Here is a 22,115-nt window from a genome sequence, read left to right on the forward strand (position 1 = left end):
TTATTGGTCTTACATAAACTATATTAACACATATAGGAATGCTGCCCGTTGAGAAGGCTGCCGTTCTATGCTGTCGGCAGCCTTCTCCTGATGTTTTTTAAGTTGGTTCATCTTTGGATTTCTGTAACCTCATATTTATAAACCCATGATGAATACTCGGTACTCTGCTCCTGTGCAAGAACTAGCCGTTTATACAAGGAATCTACCTTGGACATAAGCTGCTTATGTGTTCCTTTTTCCGCAATCTCGCCTTGGTCCATAACACATATGAGGTCCGAATTCTGGACTGTCGAAAGCCTATGAGCAATGATGATTGTTGTGAGTCCTTGCCTCATCTGATCGAGATTCCATTGAATCTGTCGCTCTGTCTCTAGATCAAGTGACGAGGTAGCCTCATCGAGGATCAGTATCTCAGGCTCGCTTAATAGAGCTCTTGCTAAAGCAATTCGTTGCTTCTGGCCCCCAGATAGCGTTACCCCACGTTCACCAATCTCTTCTTCATAGCCATTGGGCAGTCTACAAATGTCGTCATGTATGCACATGAGCTTGCAAATGTTAATCAATTGCTCTTCCGAAACGCCACTTCGACCGAATGTTATATTATTGCGGATTGTATCTGGGAACATGTGGGGCTCCTGTGAAGTAATAGCAACCTTTGAAGCCCAGCTTTGCCTTGTGAACTTACTCAGTAATGATCCGTTGACTAGAATACCTCCTGAAGTGGGTTCATAATAACGAATGAGCAGTTTCGAAATCGTTGACTTCCCCCCTCCGCTCGTTCCCACAATAGCAAGTTTGCCCCCAATTGGAATATCAAGATTTAGCCCCTTCAGAATAGGTCTGCTGTCTTCTTGATATTGAAATAGGACATCCTGTAGCTGTAGGCTTTGTAACTTATCCTTCATCTTGATAGTTCCATCTTGTATCTGCTCGTTATCTGTCACTGTTCTCAGTCGATCAATATTAGCTAGCGTTCGAGCGCCTTCCATGTAATACTGAAAGATTTGTTCATACGTCCCCAACAGATCATGACTGAACTGGAATATAATCAGCAACTCACCTGGCGTCATTGTGCCTTGTACCACTTTATATCCGCCATAGATGAGGACGATTAGATCTGCACTCCAACGTAATGGATCACTTACTAGCAACTGACGGTTTACCAGTCTCCCTTCCTTCATCACCTTTTCAAAGTATCGCTTAAACAATGTATCGTAAATCCGCATTTCCCAAGCTTGACGCTGGAATGAAATAACTTCACGGGTAGAAGAAATTCCTTCTTCAATATGGACAAGCAATTCCGTCTTGCTGTCTTGAACTTCTCTGGCGGTAGCTCGAGCCCGCACTGCGAAATATCGTCCCATCATAATATAAGTAACACTTACTACTGTAACTGCAAGTAGGATGATTGGACTGATATAGCCAATGGCTGCAATCAGCAGCAGCGCTGTGAATATTTGTTGAAAACCCTTTGGGATTTGGTAGGAAACACTTTCTCCAACAGCATGGACATCTTTATTAATGTAATCCACAAACCGAGTGATGCGTTCATTTTGAAAAACTTTAATCGGAAGGTGCTGTACACGGCTTAAGACGAAACGTCCTAATTCGACTCTCAAGTTGTGACCAATTACATGATGAATCATCGCGTTTAACGTGAAGAGTAGGGGCGGCAATACGAGAGCAGCTCCGAACAAGGTTAAATAAAAGGGCAGCTTCTCATACATGCCATCAAGCAAAACATCATCCACAATCCATTTTTGCAAAGCAGTCCTTGTTAAGCCAGTTATCGTCTCCAGCATCAAGCAAAATGCCCCTAATACAAAGGACCATTTGTAATTGCGTAAGAAAGTCCCCATCCACCTTATGCTATGCACGGCTATATTCTCCTTCCGCCAATTGATATAGCAGCCCCTTTTGAGAGATGAGTTCCTCATAGGTGCCGATTTCAGCCACTCGACCTTCGTCAAGGACAATGATAACGTCATAGTGCTGAATGGTAGTTAGTCGATGGGCAACTGTTATTGTAGTTCTCCCTGCGAGCAACGCATCCAGTGCATCTTGAACGGCTTGTTCACTGGAATTATCCAAGGAAGCAGTTGCTTCATCGAGTACAATTATCGCGGGGTTCTTTATAAAAAGCCGAGCAATGGCAATCCGCTGTTTCTGCCCTCCAGATAGCTTGATGCCGCGTTCTCCGACCTGCGTCTCGTACCCATCCTTCATTTGTACTATGAATTCATGTGCAAACGCTGCCTTCGCTGCCATTTCAATTTCCTCATCGGAGGCCTCTGGTCTCCCGAAACGAATATTCTCACGAATTGTCGTACCAAATAAATATGGTTCTTGAAAGACATAGCCTACAGACTCACGAAGTTGTTGCAAAGATAGTTCCTTCAGCGAGACGCCATCCAAGCTGATTTCGCCCTCTGTAGGGTCATAGAAACGACCAATCAGTTTGATTAGTGTCGACTTTCCACCGCCACTGGTGCCCACAAGTGCCACTTTTTGGCCAGGCTTCACCTGAGCGGTAAATCCATTCAACACATTCGAACGGGATGTATAGTTGAAATGAACATTGTGAAATTGGAGCTCACCGAGCAGTTTATCAAGGTAGACCGGATTATTCACTTGCCGAATTGCAGGCTCTGTTTTAATAAAATCATAAAGTAATCTCGCCTGCCGAAGCACATAGGATTGCTCCATCATCGTGAAAGAAATGCGACCGATACTGTTCATGACAATCGTGCAATAGACCGAGAATGCAGTAAACTCACCAACTTGGAGTGTACCGCTGCGAACTAACTTTGCGCCGTATATATACAACACCAGAATACCGACACTTATCGAAACCCAACGCAGGGAAAATCGCAGATGGCGGTAAAGCAACGAGGTAACACGCGCCTTTTTCCAAATTTGGAACTTCTCTAGAAACCGTTCCATTTCCCACGCTTCCGCACCATATGCTCGAACCTCGGAGATCGCTGAGATCGTGTCATACGTTTTTTTGTTCAATACTTCTCTCGTTGTCGTTTGAAGCTCGAGAAATAAAGCGGACTGCTTATCGATGTATGGACCTCCGAGATAATACAGGAGGTAGCAAGGCATAATCAACAATGTGAGTTTCCAGTTCATCGATATGATGAGTGTCAGTGGAATAATCAAAGTCAGAAAGAGCTTAATCAAATCGGGCAAAAATCGCGTGTAAATGGTTTGCACGGCAGCGACATTTGTATTCAATAAAGAGAGCGTTTCACCGACTGGATGCTGCTCATAATAGGCGAAGCCTAACTTACGCAAGTGCTCGAACATGTCATACTGCAGATCTCGACTCGCCTTCTCTCTAACGGAGCGCATCAATTGATTCTGTAGGGCTTTCGATGTGAACATGATCATCATAACGCCGAGCAGGATGAGAAGCGCATTACGAAAAAGATCCACCTTTTTTTGTGGAGCAGCATAGTCGATGACGTAGGCAATAAATTTAGGAAATGCCATCTCTCCTATAGTAATCATTACGGCATACACAATAAGTAGAACAACCTGCCATTTGTACGGATTTAAATAGGTGAGCGTCCATCCATAAATTCTCATAAGCTGATACTTCGCTGTGCCGAATGATGTTGCATTAGACGAAGGTGTCTTTTTACTTTTGCTTGCATAGAAAGGCCTCCTTGTAAATAAAATCGAAATATAAATTCATATTTGAGCAAACCCTTGTTTTTAATTAAATAATTATACTTTACTATAGATGCTTAAAGTTTAGCTTAAATGTAATAAAGTGTTGTTTAATTGCACAAATTTTACAAACGATCATATTTTCCTATTTTGATTCAACATCCAAGTATATAGTTCTGCATTATTGAATGTTTCGAGCATTACTCTGTGATCATGCTTTAGTCCAGAATAATAAGTGAATTTTACATTGCCACCAATACTAATTAACGCCTCAATCATATCCTTTGTTCCTGAAACAGGGACAATATCGTCGTCTTCACAGTGAAAAGCCCAAATAGGTACATCTTTTAGTAACTGAGCCTTCTCCGAATCAAACCACCCTGAAATTGGAACTACAGCCGAGAATATCTCTGGCGATCTTGTTGCGAAATCCCATGTTCCGTTTCCACCCATACTAAACCCAGTAACATATATCCTGTCAGAAGCAATTCGATAATTTGTTTTTATTTCATTAACCAATGCTATGATCGAATGATATTCCAAAACCCAATTAGAATCGGAAGGACATTGAGGAGTAACTACAATAAAAGGAAAGTCTTGTTTACTTTCTGCAATCCAAGTAAGCCCATAATCATTTAGCAAACTAATATCCTCTCCTCGTTTTTTAATTCCATGAAGGAACAAAATTAACGGATAGTTATTGTCTGATAGTGATCCATAATCATGTGGTAGAAACAATTGATAATTTACACTTATATTCGAAGGTGTTTCTATGTTAAACACATAATTATTAACTGACATTTCATTACCCCCACAAATGTTAAATTGGATGAATTATACTCCCGACTCTGATTGGAGTCAATAAAATTGTTTAACATTGCTGCCCGTTATTTTAATAAACAAAAGAAGAGCTGCCTCAAAGCAGCCCCTCAACAATCGGTTTCCGTTAGAGCGTAATGTAATTTTACCATAAATAGGAAATTAATTATCTAGTATAACCTCGTAGTAACCATAACTATTCCTCCACAATAATCCAAGCATCACCAAGCCATGTGTGGATTTTATACCAGTAGTTGTTCCACACTTCGATTGCCTGTACTTGTTGGGGTGAAATTTTTGCAAGCCATTGCGCTGTAGCTGGATTTGAATACATGATAGTTTCTGTTTTAAGATTGATTACTTTATCAACTTGTTGTGGAAGCCTTACAAGATAATTTGATGGTGCATTAGATGTTTCATCAACAAGAATCCATCCATCTCCAACAGAACAATGAATATGATACCATCCCTTTACCTTTTCAAATGCCGTTACTGTTTGTATCGGATTTTGCGGAACTTCTCCCAAAACTTGTGAATTTGCACTGGGATATTGTAATAGAACTGCTCCTGCTACAAGTTCAAAGCTAATGTTCACTTTTTCTACATCATTCGGAAGAGCGATATTGGGATTTATCCATTTATTCCCTAACCATGTTTGAATGTGATACCATCCACCAGCCGCCTTTTCAAAAGACTTAATTTTCTGTGGAGATAGTTCCGCTACAGGGTTTCCGTAACCCATTGGGAAATCGTATATTGGCGTGATCGATGATAATGTAAGTTCAGTTTGCGAAAGTTCAAGATTGTAGATTCTGATACCTTTAGGGGAAATCCACTTATCCCCAAGCCAGGTGTTAATCTTGAGGAAAGAATCATTTACAGCAACAGCATGAACTGTTTGAGGAGCAAGGGAAATGCCTGTTTTCGCATCTTCTGATGGTAAATCATACAATTCTTCTTCGCTGGTAAAAGTAACAGTTAAATCAGTTGGAGTAACTGCACCAGCTAAGATATGTAGACTTCCGTTTTCATCTAATGTGCCGTAAGGCGTATCAGCGGAAGCGATTCCTGCATACATGCTCATTAACAATATTGTGACTGCTGTTAAGGAAACAATATTTCTTTTCAAAATCATCTTCTCCTTTAGCAAAACAATATGTTTTCTTAAACGTACTATTAAAAAACTTTGTTGCAGTATCCTCCAGAAAACGTAACGAGGCCGCCGATCCGTTCCGGCAGCTTCGCGTTTTCGTTTATGTCATCACTACTTCGGACATGATCTAATTGTCAAAAGGTCTTCACCGCTGAAAAGTGTTAAACCGCGTCCCCTGATTCGTCAGCTTTCCCCTGTCTCCTTCTGCGATCAGACCGTACTCCGAGCCGCTCAGCTGCATCTCCAGGCGCGAACGGTCGTCGAACTCGAATGTCACAAAGTAAGAAGTACTCGCGCTTGAATCTTCGGATCCGCCCCACACTTTCGTTCGTTTCGTGACAACTGTCGCATCCCTTCTCAGCACTGGAGACGCATTATTTCGCGCCCAGGTATTGATCCCGCTTATCACGGCAAAGACGATCATTCCAAGTATCAGTGACGGAATCAACACAAACATCGCTTTAAAAATAAACGGCGGTCCATCAAACCCCATCGGCATAATAGCAGCGCTCCTCTTACTGTCAAATTCTTTATGTTCTGTACCTACGATGTCCACACCCTAAAGAATGTTGGTAGTCGTATTTAACGTAAAAAACTGATTAAACCTGTTGTCGCACCAAATAACACTAAGATAGAGAAGAAGAAGTATCCCAATACCTTTAGAGGACGAGGCATTGTATTTAAATCAATTTTTTAAATTGGTCCTCCACCCTCAATATTTTGAATAGAACGAAGGTCCTCATCAACAAAATTATCGTTGTTATATAATCTTTCATTCTCAGGCTGGGTCTCGTGGATATTAATTGTGCTCATTCCATATCCCCTCTCAACTTAATGCTTATGGAATATTATACCATAATTAGCATGTCAATCACCAAGCTAATCTGCCCGTCAGTTGAGTGCCTGCTCACCAGTCTAATGGTTTATTTCTTTTGACACTTTTTACATGAATCTACTTCGTTCGGGGCCCCCACCAGTTCCACTTACCAAGGATGACCATTAAAGCTGGTACAAGCACCAACCTGATCACCGTGGCATCGATAAAAATCGCAGCTGCAATCCCAATGCCTAGCTGTTTTACACCAACCACGTCTCCGAATGCAAACGGCAATGTAACCGCAATCATGATAGCTGCAGCGGAATTGATAATCTTACTTATGGACGCCAAACCAACAAGCACAGAGCGATAATTATCTTGTGTACGTTGGTACTCCTCATGAATACGCGATACTAAGAAAACGCCATAATCCATCGAGATCCCGAACGCCAATCCAAAGATAAACACGGGAATCATGATAGCGACCCTGCTTGGTTCCAAGCCGAAATGCCCCTCCTCAAATAGCCACGCTAGAATTCCGAAAGAAGCACCTAAGCTTAATAGGTTCATAAGAATTGTTTTTAATGGGATGAGAATGGAACGGAATGCGATAAATAAGACCACATAATTAGAAATGAGAATAAACAGAAGCACATATTGTAAATTGTCAAAAATGTCATCGAAAATCTCCTGCTGATACTTCGCTTCGCCACCCAGATGGAATGGTAGTGGTCCTGAAGCCCCCTCTTGTTCCTTGCTTCTCAGCCAGTCCATCACTTGATGCGACGTGGGTTCACCCTTTAATCGAACTTGAATGAGCATATGCATGCTCGAAAAAACCGAATCGACCTTTTCAACGAGCGGATCGTTCTCTAATTTTTGTATTAGCGACGAGGCGTTCTTCCTATCATTTTTAGTAAAAGATGTGGTTTTCCCACTGGTAATTAGATAGACATCCGAACTCGTTCGAGTACCGAAGTGAGTTTGATAAGCCTCGAAAGCTGCACGGGAAGCATAGCCCTCCGGTAATGACGTTGCGTTTGGAATCGCCACATGCATCTTCGTTAGCGGCAAGAAACAACAGATGAGGATACAGGCAGCGAGCAGGCTCATTTGGACAGGTCTGCGCATCACGAAGCGTGACATGGCAAACCAGAAATTATTTGTACTTTTTGTATTGTTTGTATAAAGCGGTTTAGTTTCGGCTCGAATGACAGGCCACCACAGGGTCAGCAGCGCTGGCACTAATGTTAACGTAAGTAAAACGGAAACGGATACAACCGTCATTGCACCTAAAGCAATGGTCGAAAATATAGGAAGCGGTATGAATAATATTCCCATGAGGCCTAAGAAAACACTAAGCGCCGAGAATAAAACGGCTCTTCCCGCTGTTGTCATCGTTGTCAGGATGGCATGTCCCGCTGGGCGCGCATGGATCTCCTCGCGAAAACGACTAACCATCATCAGAGCAAAATCAATGCTGAGGGCCAGTCCCACCATCGGAATAACATTCAATACGAAGTTAGATAAATCCATTCTAGTTCCCATCCAATAGATAATGCCCATGGAGCTTGTAACACCGATAACACCAACAATAATAGGAATCAGAGCGGAGGTCATGCCGCCAAAAGCCAGCCAAAGGATCAGAAAGGCCGCTGGAAGGCCTAAGCTTTCCGCATTTCTCAAATCATGCTGACTTGCTCGATTCACGTCTTCTTGCACAACAGACTTTCCTGTCAATTGCACGTTCATATCTTTATGCTTGGGTAAACGTGTTCGAAGCTCACTCAAGACTGGTTTCATTTCGTGTGGACTTTGCTGGAATCCAAGCAGCGCATACGCGAAATCCCCTTGCATCATCCCCTCTCTCTCGAGCGGAGATACGATTTCACTCAACCCTTGCATGCCGCGCAATGTTAACAAAGTTTGCTGAATGTACCGCTCAAATTGCTGGGGATCCAACTTTTTTTTATTCTCAAATACAAGAATGACGGGGTTCGCTGGTATGTGAAAATCAGAGGCTAAAGTTTGTTCAACCTTGGCGAAAGCGCCGTCCGAAATCAACCCATGATCCTTCAGAACGGTAGGCAGCTTAGGGGCGTAAAATCCAAAATAGAGGAAGAACAAGACCCAGAATAGGAGGATGGTTTTGGGATAACGAAGGGATATCATGGCAAGTTTATGCAAGGTCATGACCCTCTCCTTAAAACTCGGTTTCTTTGAGCCTAGTCGCTTGAACAAATTTATCGGCTAATCCAGGCGTGAACTTAGCTGCAGCAAGCATGATATGCGGCAGATACGGGATGGCCAACATCCCCTGCAACAGATGTCCCCACTTCAAGGGACCATTGAATTCCCGGTGAATGGCCTTCGTATAGTCCCGCTCCCAATCAGCTAGGGTGATTTCACCCTTTAGATAACGGGATGCGAGTGGCGCGCATAACCCTGCGGAGCGCAGCGCCATCGACATTCCGTCACCGCAGAGCGGCGGTAACATCATAGCCGCATCTCCAAGGCGTGGAAACATGTCCCACGTAAGGGGCTTACGGGTTAACTTTACGGGTGCAACAGCCGCTTGCGTGCCAATAACGGGATGCGCAGCAGACAGCCTCTCGGCAAGCTTCGGGTTTCTATGGCTAGCCGCTTCGATCAACCCAAGAATAGATTTCTCTGTGTGCTGGAAGGCTTCTCGCTCCAGCAAAGCTGCCACATTCACGAACCCATCTTCAATCGGTGATAAACCTAGATAGCCGCCTTCGAAGAAATAGAGCTCGACAACGCCATCCATCTCTATCCCTCTATAATGGGATTTCACACCTAGATGCGCCCCTTTGACGGATTTAGCAGCACGCGGATGTTGACTTTGAAGACCGGGGAGACCCGTTGCTCCCCAAGCAGCAATCACTGCTCGTACTTCGTATTCGTGAACAACCCCATGCTGCTTAGTTTCAATGAGATATCCTTGATCACAGGGCTTCACGGAAGTCACCGTTGTTTCTGTCTCCACCTCCACGCCTGCACGCACAACCGCATGATGCAGCGCGGAGTCAAGTTGGTATCGGCTAACGCCATAAGCTGTTCCTGGGAGCGTAATCTCCAAGGGTTTTCCCCGAGAAAGGATCAAGCGTGTGCGATGGATGGCACTTGGCTTAAGGGATATCACTGCTTCGCGCAGACCTAGCTTTCTAAACATCGCGAGAGATTCAGGAGACAGAAATTCCCCGCATACCTTATGCCTTGGGAATGCTTTTCGATCGATCAACACCGTGTCCCAACCATGATCAGCTAAGGACTTGGCCATCACACTTCCCGCTATACCTGCACCGATAACGGCAACATCATAGATGTGAGTCATCACGTCTGCTCCCTTTCCTAATCACGACAGCATACCTGAACAGAGGTCTCCAAGAAACCAACATATCTGAGATACCCAATGATGATCGCAGGGTAGTCCAATCCCCAGCACGAAAGCCTTTCGCTACGGATAAGGGGCCGTCATTCAAAATATAGCGGTTCTTGGAGATGATTCGAGCCGTTACCCACACAGCAGCCCAAGCGATCCAATGCCGATGGATATCATTAATAACGACACCTAATCGGGATGCCTTCAGCATGCACCTCACAACCTGAGGAAGTTCCGTGTTTGTAAAATGATGCACAAATTGTGTGCCAGTCGTGATATCGACCCCATTTTCCGGAAGCTGAAATAAACTGCTCCTCATCACACGCACGCGTGGCTCAGCACGAAAGAACTCTCTCGCCTCTTCACAAGCTTCCTCGGTAATATCAACTAGCGTAATGCTAAGCTCTATGCCATTCGCATCTGCCCAGCGTAAAAGCTGACGATTGATATCTCCGGTACCAGATCCAATATCCAGAATCGTTAAGGTCTTGGGTTTGCCTGCTTGCAACCATAAGCGCTTAAAACCAAATAATGTGGGCCCTGCAGCGCCAAAAATGCGATTAAGTAAGCGCAAATGCTGCAAGGCTTGCCGAAGCTCGGGGCCTCCTGACGAGAAATCATCCATCAGTTCATGCTGCACAGCCCGTTGTTTGAGCCCCTTAAACATAGGATTCATCTAACTTCTTTTCATGCATGGAAGCAACACCTAAATAGGTGATTTGAATCATCTCACACGTAAGTCCTGGTCCGAATGCAAGGGAGATCCCGCTTGTCGGTCCAGCTCCGCGATTCGCCAGTTGCTGCCTGGTTTCATCTAATACGAAAAGAATCGTTGCCGAGGACATATTGCCATAATTACGCAATACCGTGCGGCTCGGCCGGGTTTCTTCAGAAGTTAGTCCGTAAACCTCCTCCAACGTATCGATAATCCCTTTCCCCCCAGGATGAATCGCCCATAGCTCCGGCCTAGGACCACCATCAAGCAAATGCTCGATTTGTTCTGGAATCCAGGTGCCTATCAATTTAGGAATGTTCGGAGAAAGATACAGATCAAAGCCGTGATTCCCTACATCCCATTTCATTTCATCCGCACAATCTTGTAAAAGAATCGAATGATCGTTACCTAATTGGAAAATGTGATGATGGTTATCATTCGCGACACCGACCACACAGGCTGAGGCACCATCTCCGAAAAAGGAGGCACCAAATAAAGCCTCACGATCACTTGAAGGCTGAATGTGAAGGGTACATAACTCAACACAGACGACTAATATTTGGGCTGCCCTATTGCTAGAGACGATTTGGCGGGACAAACAAACCGCCTTCAATCCAGCAGCGCAGCCGAGGAAATTGAATGGGATTCGATTGACATTGGCGGCTAGTCCCAATTGATGCGTCAATGCGGCATCTAGTCCTGGAAGGAACTGTCCTGTACAGCTTACGGTGATCAGATGCGTAATATCAGACACGTCAACTTTAGCATCGTTCAGGGCTTTCTCGGCCGCATACAAAGCTAATGGCACAGACTCGCGCTTATACGTAGCCATTCGATCGGAAGTCGATGGCGCATGTTGATTCGTTTGTGAAAAATAACGACAATTATCAGCTGTTTCCAGCAGGTTCGGTTCGCAGGTGTATCTGGTTTCTACACCGCATTGCTTGAAAATTTTCTTAGCCCAACGCGCAGAGTTCGGCGTATCACGTAAGGCTTCCGTTAATCGCCCAGACGTATCTGCTTGATCTAAACGGAATTCAGGCACAGCTGTGCCTATTCCAAGAATTGCAATGATCTCATCTTCTTGTTTCATTTCGACTACGCAACCCCTTCGCTCCTATATTTCTTGGTTGGACATGCACATCACTTTACACATATCTATTCAAGGAATGTGGCCATTATGAGAAAACCTTCTATATATTGGTATAAAAAAAAGATGACCCCTGTGCAATGTGCACGACAGGAATCATCTCTTGTTAACTTCCAGATTGTTAGTTGTTAATGTAACGCTCAAAAATAAATCCAAAATCCTTAACCTTTAACTCCGTATGCTTACCCTTCAACCAATTGTAAGTTGACTCGTTGATGGCATCGAATTGCGTTACAGGGGAAGTCGTCTGGGTTGAGATACGACCAGTAGCTTCCTTCGCAATAACTACGCTTTGCTTGGCGTATTCAAATAGCTCATCATTATGCGCTACTGTTTCAGATATCTTAATTAAGGCCTTGTATAAGTCTTTGATCTGCTCAATTTGCTTCTTATCCACATCGATTGAGAAGTTAGAGCGACCAATAATGAACTTGATCTCAACGTCAAGATCAATGGTTCCAGCTGTTTCCATATACACTTCAGAAATGGCATTTGTATGGTAGCTGTACCGTTTCAGCACACGCTTGCTGCTAATCGCACTATCACCATCAAGATGGATCAGGGCAAGGTTGGTAAAGCAGTATTCGTCCTTCTTGGACTTGATGATGAAGAAAATCTTCTCGCCATCCTCATGCATAACATAATCATCTGAATCGACCTTGTCGAAATCAGCTGGACTAATCACTTTACCGATATCGCTTAAACCTAAGGCATCTGCAGCAAACTTTTTAAACACCGAAATCATCCTCTCCTTATGTAGATCCCCCCTATTATACGATATTGGTAGAATTTAGTCTTTATTGGAATGAAATCTGGATGCTAATCATTTGTTTCGGCTTCGCTGCAACGGAGATGACATCCTCTGTGAAAGGCGCCTCACTTTGCCATTTTTCATCCAAATTAACGTAATGCGCGCATACCACTTTTCGATCAAACATGACTGATCCTTCTACATATTCGTCCGAGATGTTGAAGAGACGAATCACATAGCTATCGTTCTGATCTTCGGACGCCTTGATGGCGCTGACGATAAGCTCAGCAGGACGCACTTGAAGATATGAATGGCTAAGTGATAAATCAGCTTCGCGCCGCTGCAATGATTCATAAACAACTTTTCCTAGTTGTCTGTCCACTGAACGGATTCCCGCCATATACTGCTGATGATCATGCCAAATGCGGCTTGTATGAGACTCGTTAACCGTAAAAGGGCTGATCGCGTAATGAAACTCAAGCTCTGTGAGAAGCTGACCACCATCACCGCCATCCGAGAGGACCTCTTTGCCTGTGCTGCGAAATAACGTCAGAGCTACGGTTTTCGGTTCATCATTGCGTACTGCTGCTTCATATAAACCTTTGCTGTAGATAGCTAAACCACATTTGCCATCATCGATGGCAAGGATACCTTGATGCGGGACCACGTCTCTTGCCTTTTCCATATAGCCCGAATAGTCAGGCGGTTTAATGTTTCTTTTCACATAATCAAACGGCGTATTGGTGTGAAAATGCTCGGTTTGCAGCCCCGAAGGAAACAAAAGCCGTAGTCGGTGATCGCGTGCTCGATTGTTAACCACAGTTCGGCATCGTAGGATCGGATCATTCTTCCGTAATTCCAAAAAGGTCGTGACTTCGATCGCGACTACCTCTTCACTTCTTCTCGTTTCTTGCGGATGAATGGCATATGGGATGCTCATCGAAGTGTGAATTCGAATACGTGTCTGCAGCGGTCCGTCATAGACAACCGATATTTGTGCGCTCGAACCGTAGGATGTAAAGACTTCGTTCGTTACCGGGCTCACATGATTCCATCCTTCTCCGATATCCGCTTCATCCTCAAGGAGCAGCAAGCCAGTATAGCACCGCCCCGTTTGTACATCCGTTACATCAATGGTGCCATTCGGACGGACTGTCACTCGCAATCGCCCATTTTCCCACGTATTGGCGGTCCTTCCCATGGAACCGAGTAAACGTACGGGTGCCGTTAAGGTAGGAGCATGGTATTCACCAGGAGCAGGGGCGGTTAACGGCTTCTTTTTAGTAACGTAAACGGCATATCCATAAGACGGAACGTGGGCCTGGAAGGCTATGCGGCACCGATCCACATTCTCCGAATAAGGAATATCCCGATACGGCCTCCACATGCGAGTACTATTTTTGCGCAGCTCCAGCAGCTGATAGGGAATCTCTTTTCCTTCATGATCATATAGACGGAATGAAGTGCCGCCTAAGTGAAACATCGTCGTAACGGCGTCTGACATGGCAGGCATGGCGAACTCAACTTCAATAACGCCATTTATGTCGGTTTGAGAAGCGTTAAATACCGTGATGACTTGATCTCCATCGACATCGGATAACCCGTGATGATTGGAAATAAATAGGAGTTGCTCTCTAACCATGCCTTCAGCAAGGAGTCTGCTCTGATCAAAGCGATACATCATATCGCGATGGACTTGATCGATCGAACAGCCGCAGATGGAATCGTGAGGATGATTCTGAATCAAATACTCCCAAGACTTCGCTAAGAAGCTCTTGGGATATACCCGCCCTTGCAGCGACGTGAATACGCCCCACGGCTCGGCCCATTTCTCAAGGAGCACTTCACAAGCCTGATTATTCATTTTCAAATGAATCCGAGAAGAAAGCACATTCGCGAGCACCCAATTATTTACGCCGTTATACCCAGGTGATCTTTGCTCGCCTTTATACGTGTCCAGCTCACCTATTTTTTCACGCAAATCTCTGACATAATCTTCTAAAGAACAATGTGTAAATTTGGCATCTATGTCAGCATCATTCAACGTTTCCAGTATCCATGGCAAATGAGGTTCGATCTCAATATGATCAACTCCGTCAAACCCAGCAATAATAGAGGTTGTAGCTCGTTTGGATTTGTAATCCAGCATCCCCTTTGCCCGCGTGATCAACTCCTCGCGATCATACTGAAATTCCCGATCTGCAAACGGCCATCGGATAAAAAAGTAAAAGTCACCATAGGAGCGATCCTCATCCAGTTTAAGCCCCAATACCCGGCTGCCGTCAGCAGCTTCCCACCAAATCTCCGATGCGTCTGCATCTCCGTAAAATCCACGAAACAATACGGCATTATCAATGCCGTAGCCTTGCAAGATTTGTGGAAACTGGCTGTTATGACCAAATAGATCGGTGATATACCCGGATTTCATCGGCTCAACACCGAAAGAGCGCGATCGACGGTGTCCGATTTGAAGATTTCGTATTAAAGCCTCCCCGCTGACTAGAAATTCATCAGGCATGACATACCATGGACCGATGCTGATTCTCCCCGCTTGGATAAGCTTCACAAGCCTCTCTCGATTCTCTGGTCTTATGTCTAAATAATCGTCCAAGACAATGGTCTGACCGTCCATCATAAAATGGCGATATGCCGGATCTTGCTCCAGCTTCTCAATAAGCTCGTCAATCAAATAAACAAGCCTTGTGCGGTAGCCCTGAAAGTCCTGATACCATTCGCGATCCCAATGGGTATGAGAAATCACGTAGACCTTTTCTATTTTTTGAGGCATATTGTCCGATCTCCTTTATACAAGATCAGACGGACAATCCCCTTACAGATTGCCCGCCTGATTCTTTATCGTTGCATGCCTATTTTTTACTTGCCATAAACGCATCCAGCTGTTTCTGAACTTCAGCAATCGCTTTATCGATGCCGGCCTGTTTCATTTTCTCTTTGAATTGCGGCAATACTTTATCCACATCGGCAGTACCGCTTTTTAAGACCGTTCCAAATTCAGCATTTACGCTATCAAGTGAAGCTACCTCGGTTTTAATCGGACTCGTATCGAAGAGGAAGCCCATCGCAGGGAATCTCAATGTAACATCCTTGTCATAGTCTTTATAGGCTTCGAAGAACCCTTTCACATCTGTGCCTTTGGACTTCATAAATTTCGGATTTTGCCAGATCCATTCAAATGGCAAGTATGGAGGTTTAGCAGGATCAACGCCCGCTGGGAAGTTCACTGCACCGTTTTGGATGACATAATGCTTGCCCTCAACACCTAAAGTTAAGAGGTCATAGTTTTGCTGATTCTTTTGGAACCAGTTGAGGAACGCAACCGCTCTCTCAATATTCTTGCTTCCGGCCGCTATACTTTGGTAGTTCCAGGTGGTTACCTCTTGGAAAACCTTAGGCGTGATTTGAATTCGAACGAATTCGACTTGCGCACCTGGAATAGCGGATACCGTCCTCGCATTGATATTGTACTCCGGCAGATCGCCTATTACGGAAGCGGCTTTACCTGCGGCAAAAGCTGCCCGGAAATCCTTGATCGATAAGACATCCTTCGAAATATACCCTTTGTTGAACAGTTCCCTATGGAAGTCCAGTCCTTTTTTGTACGCAGGCGTATCCAGCATATTCTCGGCCTTCATCGTGTTCATATCGATCCCAACACCGCTTGGCAATCCGCGAACAAATTCTTCTTTGAAGTTTAAGTCGAAGGAAGTGTTGCCTTGGCTCAATGGTATGATTTCAGGATTGTTTTTCTTCACTGCTGCGTAGAAGGCTAACAAATCATCCAAGGATTTGATTTCCGGCAATCCGTATTTCTCTCTTAAATCTTTTCTAACCGTGAATGTCGCATAGCCGGCTGCTGTGCCGATCTGAGCTGCTGGCACACCGTAGGTTTTACCCTTCACTTGAACGACAGGCCAGTAGTAATCTGGAATATTCGCTTTTAAATCTTTACCTACCTTCGCGATCGCATCATCAAGGGCTGCGACGGAATTGGAGCTGATCAGTTGAGCCAGGAGCTCTGGATGCGTCCAGAGAATATCTACATTTTCACCCGTCGAAGTCATCACTTTGACTTTCGTTGCATAATCGCCCCATGGCACGTACGTATAATTGAGTTTAACATTAAGCTCCTCTTTGACAGCTTTCTCAATCGCAGCGTTGACAGTCGCTTGATCAGGCTGCGGATCTCCCGGAAATACAATGTTTAACGTAACTTGATCAAGCGGCTTTGCTGTTGCTGCAGGCTGATCTGTCGCCTTTGCAACCGTGCTGGCGGCAGGTGTAGCTGGTGCAGGAGTGGATTCAGTCGAATTGGAAGAACAGGCTGCAAGTGTGGCCATCGTTGTAATCATCATCGTGGATACCAATATCTTGGAACCTTTCATCTTTTGTCCTGACATGGTTAGAACCTCCCATTTTTTATTGTATCGGGGTGAAATCTTTATATATAAACGGTCATTAACCGCATATATCGCATCTCCGAGCTAACGTTCTAACGTTCTAACCTTTTACGCCTCCAACCGTTAAGCCCTTAATAAAATATTTTTGCACAAAGGGGTAAACAAAGATGATCGGCCCGATGGTCACAATCGTAATGGCCATTTTGATCGATTCTGCGGGTACAGCTGAAGCTGCATAGGCACTTCCAGCACCGCCTGAGGAGATGTACTGCATACTAGATAAGACCATGCGAAGCAAATATTGCATCGGATACAGCTTTTGATCATTGATCAACAAGAGCGGAAGCCACCAATCATTCCAATATTGCAGCGCATAGAACAATCCGACTGTCATAACGCCAGGCAGGGCTAGCGGGAACACGATTCTGAACAAAATGTTGACTTCATTAGCACCGTCTATTCGTGCTGATTCCAACATCGCATCGTCAATCGCCCGGAAAAAGTTCCTCAGCAGAAACATGTTCCAAGCGTTCACTGTGTAGGGCAGAATGAGTCCCCAAATCGAGTCGCCAAGATGTAAATATTTCGTCGTCACGATATACCATGGCACTAGCCCCCCATTAAAAAGAATCGTAAAGAAGACTATGAATGATAAGCTGTTACGAAATTTCAATTCTTTTCTGGACAGTGAATACGCAAGTAATCCCGTTATGATCATACTGAAAGCGGTACCAAATAAGGTTACAAAAATAGTCACCCAATACGCCTTCCCTATCGATGAATGTCCCGAGAAAATGTATGCGTATGCCTTTAAGGAAAATACATGAGGAAGAATGCTGTAACCATGCAGCTGTAAATATTTCTCATCCGTAATGGATCCTGAGAACATGATGAAGAAAGGAATGACGCAGACCAAGGCAAGCAATGATAGAAACGTATAAGCGGAATACGTCACAATTTTATCCTGCACATAGTTATTTTTCATGCACAATCTCCTAAATGTAGTTAGAATAATGAGCCTTCGCTTCTGTACTTTTTGACAAGCGCATTGAATCCTAGCACCAGGATAAATCCTACCATGGACTGATAAAGCCCCGCCGCTGATGACATGCCTGCATCTCCAATAGTTCGTAACGATCGATAAACGAACGTATCAATGACATCTGTGGTGGCATACAAACTCGCATTATCACCTACGAGCGCATAGATCATGCCGAAATCGCCATAAAAGATCCTCCCGACTGATAAAAGCACCATAATCGTTATGGTCGGTGAAATAACAGGCAGCGTAATATACCGAATTTGTTGTAATTTCGTAGCGCCATCCAATGCTGCGGATTCAAAATACTCCGTGTTCACGCCCGTTATCGCGGCAATGTAGATCACAGTCAGAAAACCTGCATATTTCCAAATTGAAAATAATACGAGAATTCCCGGCCATAAATCCGCGCGCTGACCCCAAGCTACTGGGGGAATATGGAGATACGCCAGAATACTATTGAGCAGGCCACCTTCCGAAGCAAACAAATTGTACGCAAACACACTTACAACGATCCATGAGATGAAGTATGGCAAAAAGATAAAGGATTGCGTCACCTTTTTAAACAACTTGGAACTGACTTCATTGAGAAACAGTGCTGTGACAATGGCGATTGCTTGTTGAAAAAAGATAAACATCGCATTCAAAAATACCGTGTTCCATGTAACTCGAAGCACTTTATCGCTGCTGAATAGGAATTTAAAATTATCAAACCCCACCCATTTGCTGCCCAAGATACCCAAATTTACTTTGTAATCTTTAAAAGCTACAATGATGCCGGCCATAGGTAGATAAGCAAACAAGAGGAAATACAACAACCCAGGCAACATAAAAAGGTATAGCATTTTGTTTTTAGAAATATCGATCAGAAATTCAATTGCGATGAATTTTCTTTTTCTAATTTAGCTCTCCACCTTTCTCCGGCCTCTTGTTGCTTGGCTGTTTACACCGTTAGTCTATAAGCATTCGAGCAAATGTTGAAGTTAAAAGACTATACATGGTTTATATTTGCATACTTCTACGTCGCTAAATTACATACCAGGGTTGCAAAAACATATATAGCTTTCAGATTTTATGTTTATTTCGATATTCAGTCGGGGACATTCCCGTATGCTTTTTGAATAACGTGACGAAATAGGAAGGGTTATTAAAGCCAACTTTCATGCCCACTTCTTTGATGGCGATTTGATCTTGTTCCAAATAGGTCTTCGACTTATTTAATCTCATTTCGGTGATGTATTCGGAGAAGGATTGGTTAAATAGCTCCTTAAAGAGACGCCCGAAATACATCGGATTATAGTCAAAATGATTCGCAACCATCTCAACGGACAACTCCGTATTGGCGTAGCAGCCTTCAACAAAACCACGAATTCGCTCTAGGAGGTCAGAATTGAGGTGCTTTCTTTTTTCCTTAATTCGTTGCATCTCATGAAGAATATAGGGTGCAAACCAAAGCTTCATCTGCTCTAACGTCTCTAATTTCCTCAGTTTACTAACTGCATTGTTAAAGTTCGTTAGCAGGTCATCTTTTACATCATGGATCGAAAGCTCCGTCGTTATAAACACCGTCAGCAATAGATGATTGACCGATAGCTTAATCAATTCGAATTGACATTCTTTTAAAGCATTAAAAATATCATCCAGTGCTCCCCAGATATGCTCCTCTTTACCTAGTTTGATTGCTTCCAAAAGCGTTTTTAAATGCTGATGCGGATAATCAAACTCATGCTTCAAATTGGCAAAGACGGTTTCATACGTTAGCATGCTGCCTAAGCCGTACACAATGCGATACTCAGCTACTTCTAACGCTTCTTGAAAGGAGGCGTGATAATTCGTTGCATCATTCACGAATGTCCCCCATACTGCTGTGACGGTAGTGTCCATAGATTGCTTGAACTGTTCTTGCAGCCTAGACAATATACCCGCTAGAAGCTGTTTATCATTGAAAGCGTTGTCATTATTAATCAGCAGAACAACATCTTTATTGATTTCAAGGGATTCATAGGCATAGTACGGGTGCAAAAGCTCGTATACCAAATTCAATAAGCTTTGCCTCATTTGTTTCTGACTATCTTCCGAATGCTCTTCTACTTCTAAAGTAATTGCATCACAAAGCTCATCAATTCGAAGGATCAGGATGCTCGTACCCTCATATAAATCAACACGCAATGAAAATTCGAGTTCACTGGAAGGTTGCGGCACTTTCACGCCGTGTAGGATCTCTTTTAAATAATCGACCTTCAGATTGTTCTTTGATTTCTCTTTCATTAGCTCCAAGGTTTCAACAAGTCCGCGTAACGGTGATGAAAGCTTTCCGCTCACAAACAAGGCGGCTATCCCGCTAAAAGCAAATAGTATCAAACTTATCCAGATCACTGTGTTTCTAAGTTTGCTGATACTGATGACAGCTGTTTGATACGGAACAACATGAAGAAAATGCCACCCTAATTTCGTAGAGAAACTATGTGTTACCAACATTTTCTCACCATTAAAGCTAGTGTCAACGAAACTGCTAGTAGCTGACTCGGCCAGCATCTTTCGGATTGAGCCTATTGTGGCGTAGTCCTTCAAAAATTCGTCGCCAGTCGAATCCGAAATAACCTTGCCTTCTGAATCTACAATTAGAATGTTACCTTGATCTAGCCTTTCATCCGGGTTAATGCCTTTACGAACAGCTTCTTCCTTCACATTTACAATTAGCGCATTGAGAACGGCATGGGTTGTTCTGTCTCTGTTGTAATAAAAAATGGAATACACATTTTCTTCATGATTCTTGTTAGAAATCAGCTTTAATTTCCGCGGGATAAGGCGGATTATCGATGTGGGGTCAGAATGATTCAACATCTCGATCGCTTCGTTATCGATATTCGGGTAGTCGCTTGTCAAAAATGAAGCAGTATTCCCATTGTAGATACCGATCGAATAAATACTTTCATTGATGAAGATGATGTCGTTCAGCTTTTTCAATGAATTATTTTCTACAATGGGATCACTCTCAGCCGTATTCATTTGTTGAATGATCGGATAATCGAAGGATAGTTGTGCGGATACTTGCATCGCTTGGTTCATCAGATACTCGGTAGAATTCTGGCCTTGCATCAGTGTCCGTTCTGAGAGTTCATTGATTTGGCGAATAGCACTATTTGAAAAAATGTGAAACAACCAAATTGAGATCCCTGCAATGGCAAGCGTTAACAAAAGAAGATACGCGAAGAAAAACTTGGCAAACATTGTTTTGACAGGAAACCTAGTTTGAATGACCATGACACCCCGCCTGACATCCGAATAATTTTCTATCTCATCAGATACTTGTCATTATGTTCACAGCTTCTTCGTTGAAAGCTGCCTCTAACCCCTGATCAGGTCTGCGCGGCTAGTTTGCCAATCCTCATTTTCTCTTCAATAAAGACACCGGACCGTTCGAGCAGTGTACTATCATTCCCGATCCACTCAATACGCGGGTCGGTGAATATATCAAATTCAACGCGACTGGTGCTGGAAAATTCAGAAACAACCGTGCCTTGATCCCCTGCTTGAAACCAATGTTTAATGCCAGGCGCAATGGTATACTGCTCACCTGGAACTATGATCATGCCCTTGGCTAAGGCTGGATTGTGCTCGCCAAGAATAGATAATATGACTTCGCCAAATAAATCATTACCCACTTTGCCCATTAGACTAACTTTGCTGCCGAGGCGGTGAATCCAAACAAATATGTCTGGCTACAATCACTTCCGCTTGACTCTGCTTGGGCAAGTTTAGTTCCTCCAGTCAATGGGTATCGTTTGACCTGTTCGATGCGATGCCAATGCCGCGGTAAAGATGATATGGCTATATCCTGCTTCCTCAGGGGTAGCGCAGTGAAAAGGCTGCTGAACAGCCTTATTGTGAACTAGTTCATCGCAGAAGGCTGCCCACATTTGGAGAATCGAATCGGAGAAGCCGAATTCGAAAATGCTTCCAGCCAAAACGCATTGGCAGATGCAGGACATGCATGCCTAAATCTCCCATACATCCATATTCGCCATTCGTGGCAATTTGCCTTTTCCAATTAATCGGTTTCGTAGGGTCCAAATCGTTGGAATGCCAAAAGCCTGCCTCCACAATCGTTTCAATTGCTTGCTGAACATCCGGTTAAGTCTAGGTTTTAATGACATCTTATGGATTCACCT

18 protein-coding genes are annotated in these 22,115 nt (G+C 43.9%); all 18 read right to left on the reverse strand.

The window, feature by feature from the left end; translation table 11 throughout:
- Positions 1–107 precede the first annotated feature (107 nt).
- On the reverse strand, positions 108–1,877 hold the full coding sequence (locus tag AC58PQ_RS07420) for an ABC transporter ATP-binding protein (protein ID WP_497241329.1): 1,770 nt from the start codon (positions 1,875–1,877) through the stop codon (positions 108–110).
- Positions 1,870–3,594 carry an ABC transporter ATP-binding protein gene (locus AC58PQ_RS07425; protein ID WP_497241330.1) on the reverse strand — a complete coding sequence of 575 codons (1,725 nt, stop codon included), beginning with the start codon at positions 3,592–3,594 and terminating at the stop codon, positions 1,870–1,872. The genes AC58PQ_RS07420 and AC58PQ_RS07425 overlap by 8 nt, the downstream gene beginning before the upstream one ends.
- Positions 3,595–3,813: 219 nt before the next feature.
- Complete coding sequence (locus AC58PQ_RS07430; protein ID WP_497241331.1) at positions 3,814–4,479, reverse strand: carboxylesterase family protein; 666 nt, start codon at positions 4,477–4,479, stop codon at positions 3,814–3,816.
- A 214-nt stretch (positions 4,480–4,693) separates the two neighbouring features.
- Complete coding sequence (locus AC58PQ_RS07435) at positions 4,694–5,626, reverse strand: SH3 domain-containing protein (protein ID WP_497241332.1); 933 nt, start codon at positions 5,624–5,626, stop codon at positions 4,694–4,696.
- Positions 5,627–5,795: 169 nt separating this feature from the next.
- On the reverse strand, positions 5,796–6,149 hold the full coding sequence (locus AC58PQ_RS07440; protein ID WP_497241333.1) for a DUF2500 domain-containing protein: 354 nt from the start codon (positions 6,147–6,149) through the stop codon (positions 5,796–5,798).
- Between the two features lie 453 nt (positions 6,150–6,602).
- A complete protein-coding gene (locus tag AC58PQ_RS07445) occupies positions 6,603–8,660 on the reverse strand; it encodes an MMPL family transporter (protein WP_497241334.1) in 2,058 nt (685 codons plus the stop codon).
- A 10-nt stretch (positions 8,661–8,670) separates the two neighbouring features.
- On the reverse strand, positions 8,671–9,822 hold the full coding sequence (locus AC58PQ_RS07450) for an NAD(P)/FAD-dependent oxidoreductase (RefSeq protein WP_497241335.1): 1,152 nt from the start codon (positions 9,820–9,822) through the stop codon (positions 8,671–8,673).
- Positions 9,806–10,537 carry a methyltransferase domain-containing protein gene (locus AC58PQ_RS07455; RefSeq protein ID WP_497241636.1) on the reverse strand — a complete coding sequence of 244 codons (732 nt, stop codon included), beginning with the start codon at positions 10,535–10,537 and terminating at the stop codon, positions 9,806–9,808. Before AC58PQ_RS07455 ends, AC58PQ_RS07450 begins: the two co-directional genes overlap by 17 nt.
- Positions 10,530–11,678, reverse strand: a complete 1,149-nt coding sequence (locus AC58PQ_RS07460; protein ID WP_497241336.1) for a type III polyketide synthase — start codon at positions 11,676–11,678, stop codon at positions 10,530–10,532. Before AC58PQ_RS07460 ends, AC58PQ_RS07455 begins: the two co-directional genes overlap by 8 nt.
- A gap of 178 nt (positions 11,679–11,856) precedes the next feature.
- Complete coding sequence (locus tag AC58PQ_RS07465) at positions 11,857–12,471, reverse strand: PH domain-containing protein (RefSeq protein WP_497241337.1); 615 nt, start codon at positions 12,469–12,471, stop codon at positions 11,857–11,859.
- 61 nt (positions 12,472–12,532) lie between these two features.
- Positions 12,533–15,274, reverse strand: coding sequence for an alpha-mannosidase (locus AC58PQ_RS07470; RefSeq protein ID WP_497241338.1), 2,742 nt, complete (start codon positions 15,272–15,274; stop codon positions 12,533–12,535).
- A gap of 79 nt (positions 15,275–15,353) precedes the next feature.
- Entirely contained in the window at positions 15,354–16,904 is a 1,551-nt protein-coding gene (locus tag AC58PQ_RS07475) for an ABC transporter substrate-binding protein (RefSeq protein WP_497241339.1), read from the reverse strand.
- 100 nt (positions 16,905–17,004) lie between these two features.
- Positions 17,005–17,889 (reverse strand): carbohydrate ABC transporter permease, encoded by an 885-nt coding sequence (locus AC58PQ_RS07480; protein ID WP_497241340.1) that lies wholly within the window; start codon positions 17,887–17,889, stop codon positions 17,005–17,007.
- 20 nt (positions 17,890–17,909) lie between these two features.
- The gene (locus AC58PQ_RS07485; protein ID WP_497241341.1) at positions 17,910–18,746 is read right to left on the reverse strand and encodes an ABC transporter permease; all 837 of its coding nucleotides are present in this window, start codon (positions 18,744–18,746) and stop codon (positions 17,910–17,912) included.
- Between the two features lie 262 nt (positions 18,747–19,008).
- Positions 19,009–21,207, reverse strand: coding sequence for an AraC family transcriptional regulator (locus tag AC58PQ_RS07490; RefSeq protein ID WP_497241342.1), 2,199 nt, complete (start codon positions 21,205–21,207; stop codon positions 19,009–19,011).
- A gap of 95 nt (positions 21,208–21,302) precedes the next feature.
- Positions 21,303–21,617 (reverse strand): hypothetical protein, encoded by a 315-nt coding sequence (locus AC58PQ_RS07495; RefSeq protein WP_497241343.1) that lies wholly within the window; start codon positions 21,615–21,617, stop codon positions 21,303–21,305.
- Positions 21,618–21,701: 84 nt separating this feature from the next.
- On the reverse strand, positions 21,702–21,935 hold the full coding sequence (locus AC58PQ_RS07500; RefSeq protein ID WP_497241344.1) for a hypothetical protein: 234 nt from the start codon (positions 21,933–21,935) through the stop codon (positions 21,702–21,704).
- 6 nt (positions 21,936–21,941) lie between these two features.
- On the reverse strand, positions 21,942–22,100 hold the full coding sequence (locus AC58PQ_RS07505) for a hypothetical protein (RefSeq protein ID WP_497241345.1): 159 nt from the start codon (positions 22,098–22,100) through the stop codon (positions 21,942–21,944).
- Positions 22,101–22,115 lie beyond the last annotated feature (15 nt).

The sequence above is a fragment of the Paenibacillus sp. J22P143 genome (assembly GCF_059692035.1).

Bases quoted from the DNA above. Each gene is read 5' to 3' on its own strand.
- AC58PQ_RS07425 (WP_497241330.1), bottom strand. From the start codon at position 3,594: ATGAGAATTTATGGATGGACGCTCACCTATTTAAATCCGTACAAATGG.
- AC58PQ_RS07430 (WP_497241331.1), bottom strand. From the start codon at position 4,479: ATGTCAGTTAATAATTATGTGTTTAACATAGAAACACCTTCGAATATA.
- AC58PQ_RS07440 (WP_497241333.1), bottom strand. From the start codon at position 6,149: ATGCCGATGGGGTTTGATGGACCGCCGTTTATTTTTAAAGCGATGTTT.
- AC58PQ_RS07445 (WP_497241334.1), bottom strand. From the start codon at position 8,660: ATGACCTTGCATAAACTTGCCATGATATCCCTTCGTTATCCCAAAACC.
- AC58PQ_RS07450 (WP_497241335.1), bottom strand. From the start codon at position 9,822: ATGACTCACATCTATGATGTTGCCGTTATCGGTGCAGGTATAGCGGGA.
- AC58PQ_RS07455 (WP_497241636.1), bottom strand. From the start codon at position 10,537: ATGTTTAAGGGGCTCAAACAACGGGCTGTGCAGCATGAACTGATGGAT.
- AC58PQ_RS07460 (WP_497241336.1), bottom strand. From the start codon at position 11,678: ATGAAACAAGAAGATGAGATCATTGCAATTCTTGGAATAGGCACAGCT.
- AC58PQ_RS07470 (WP_497241338.1), bottom strand. From the start codon at position 15,274: ATGCCTCAAAAAATAGAAAAGGTCTACGTGATTTCTCATACCCATTGG.
- AC58PQ_RS07475 (WP_497241339.1), bottom strand. From the start codon at position 16,904: ATGTCAGGACAAAAGATGAAAGGTTCCAAGATATTGGTATCCACGATG.
- AC58PQ_RS07480 (WP_497241340.1), bottom strand. From the start codon at position 17,889: ATGAAAAATAACTATGTGCAGGATAAAATTGTGACGTATTCCGCTTAT.
- AC58PQ_RS07490 (WP_497241342.1), bottom strand. From the start codon at position 21,207: ATGGTCATTCAAACTAGGTTTCCTGTCAAAACAATGTTTGCCAAGTTT.
- AC58PQ_RS07495 (WP_497241343.1), bottom strand. From the start codon at position 21,617: ATGGGCAAAGTGGGTAATGATTTATTTGGCGAAGTCATATTATCTATT.
- AC58PQ_RS07500 (WP_497241344.1), bottom strand. From the start codon at position 21,935: ATGTCCTGCATCTGCCAATGCGTTTTGGCTGGAAGCATTTTCGAATTC.
- AC58PQ_RS07505 (WP_497241345.1), bottom strand. From the start codon at position 22,100: ATGTCATTAAAACCTAGACTTAACCGGATGTTCAGCAAGCAATTGAAA.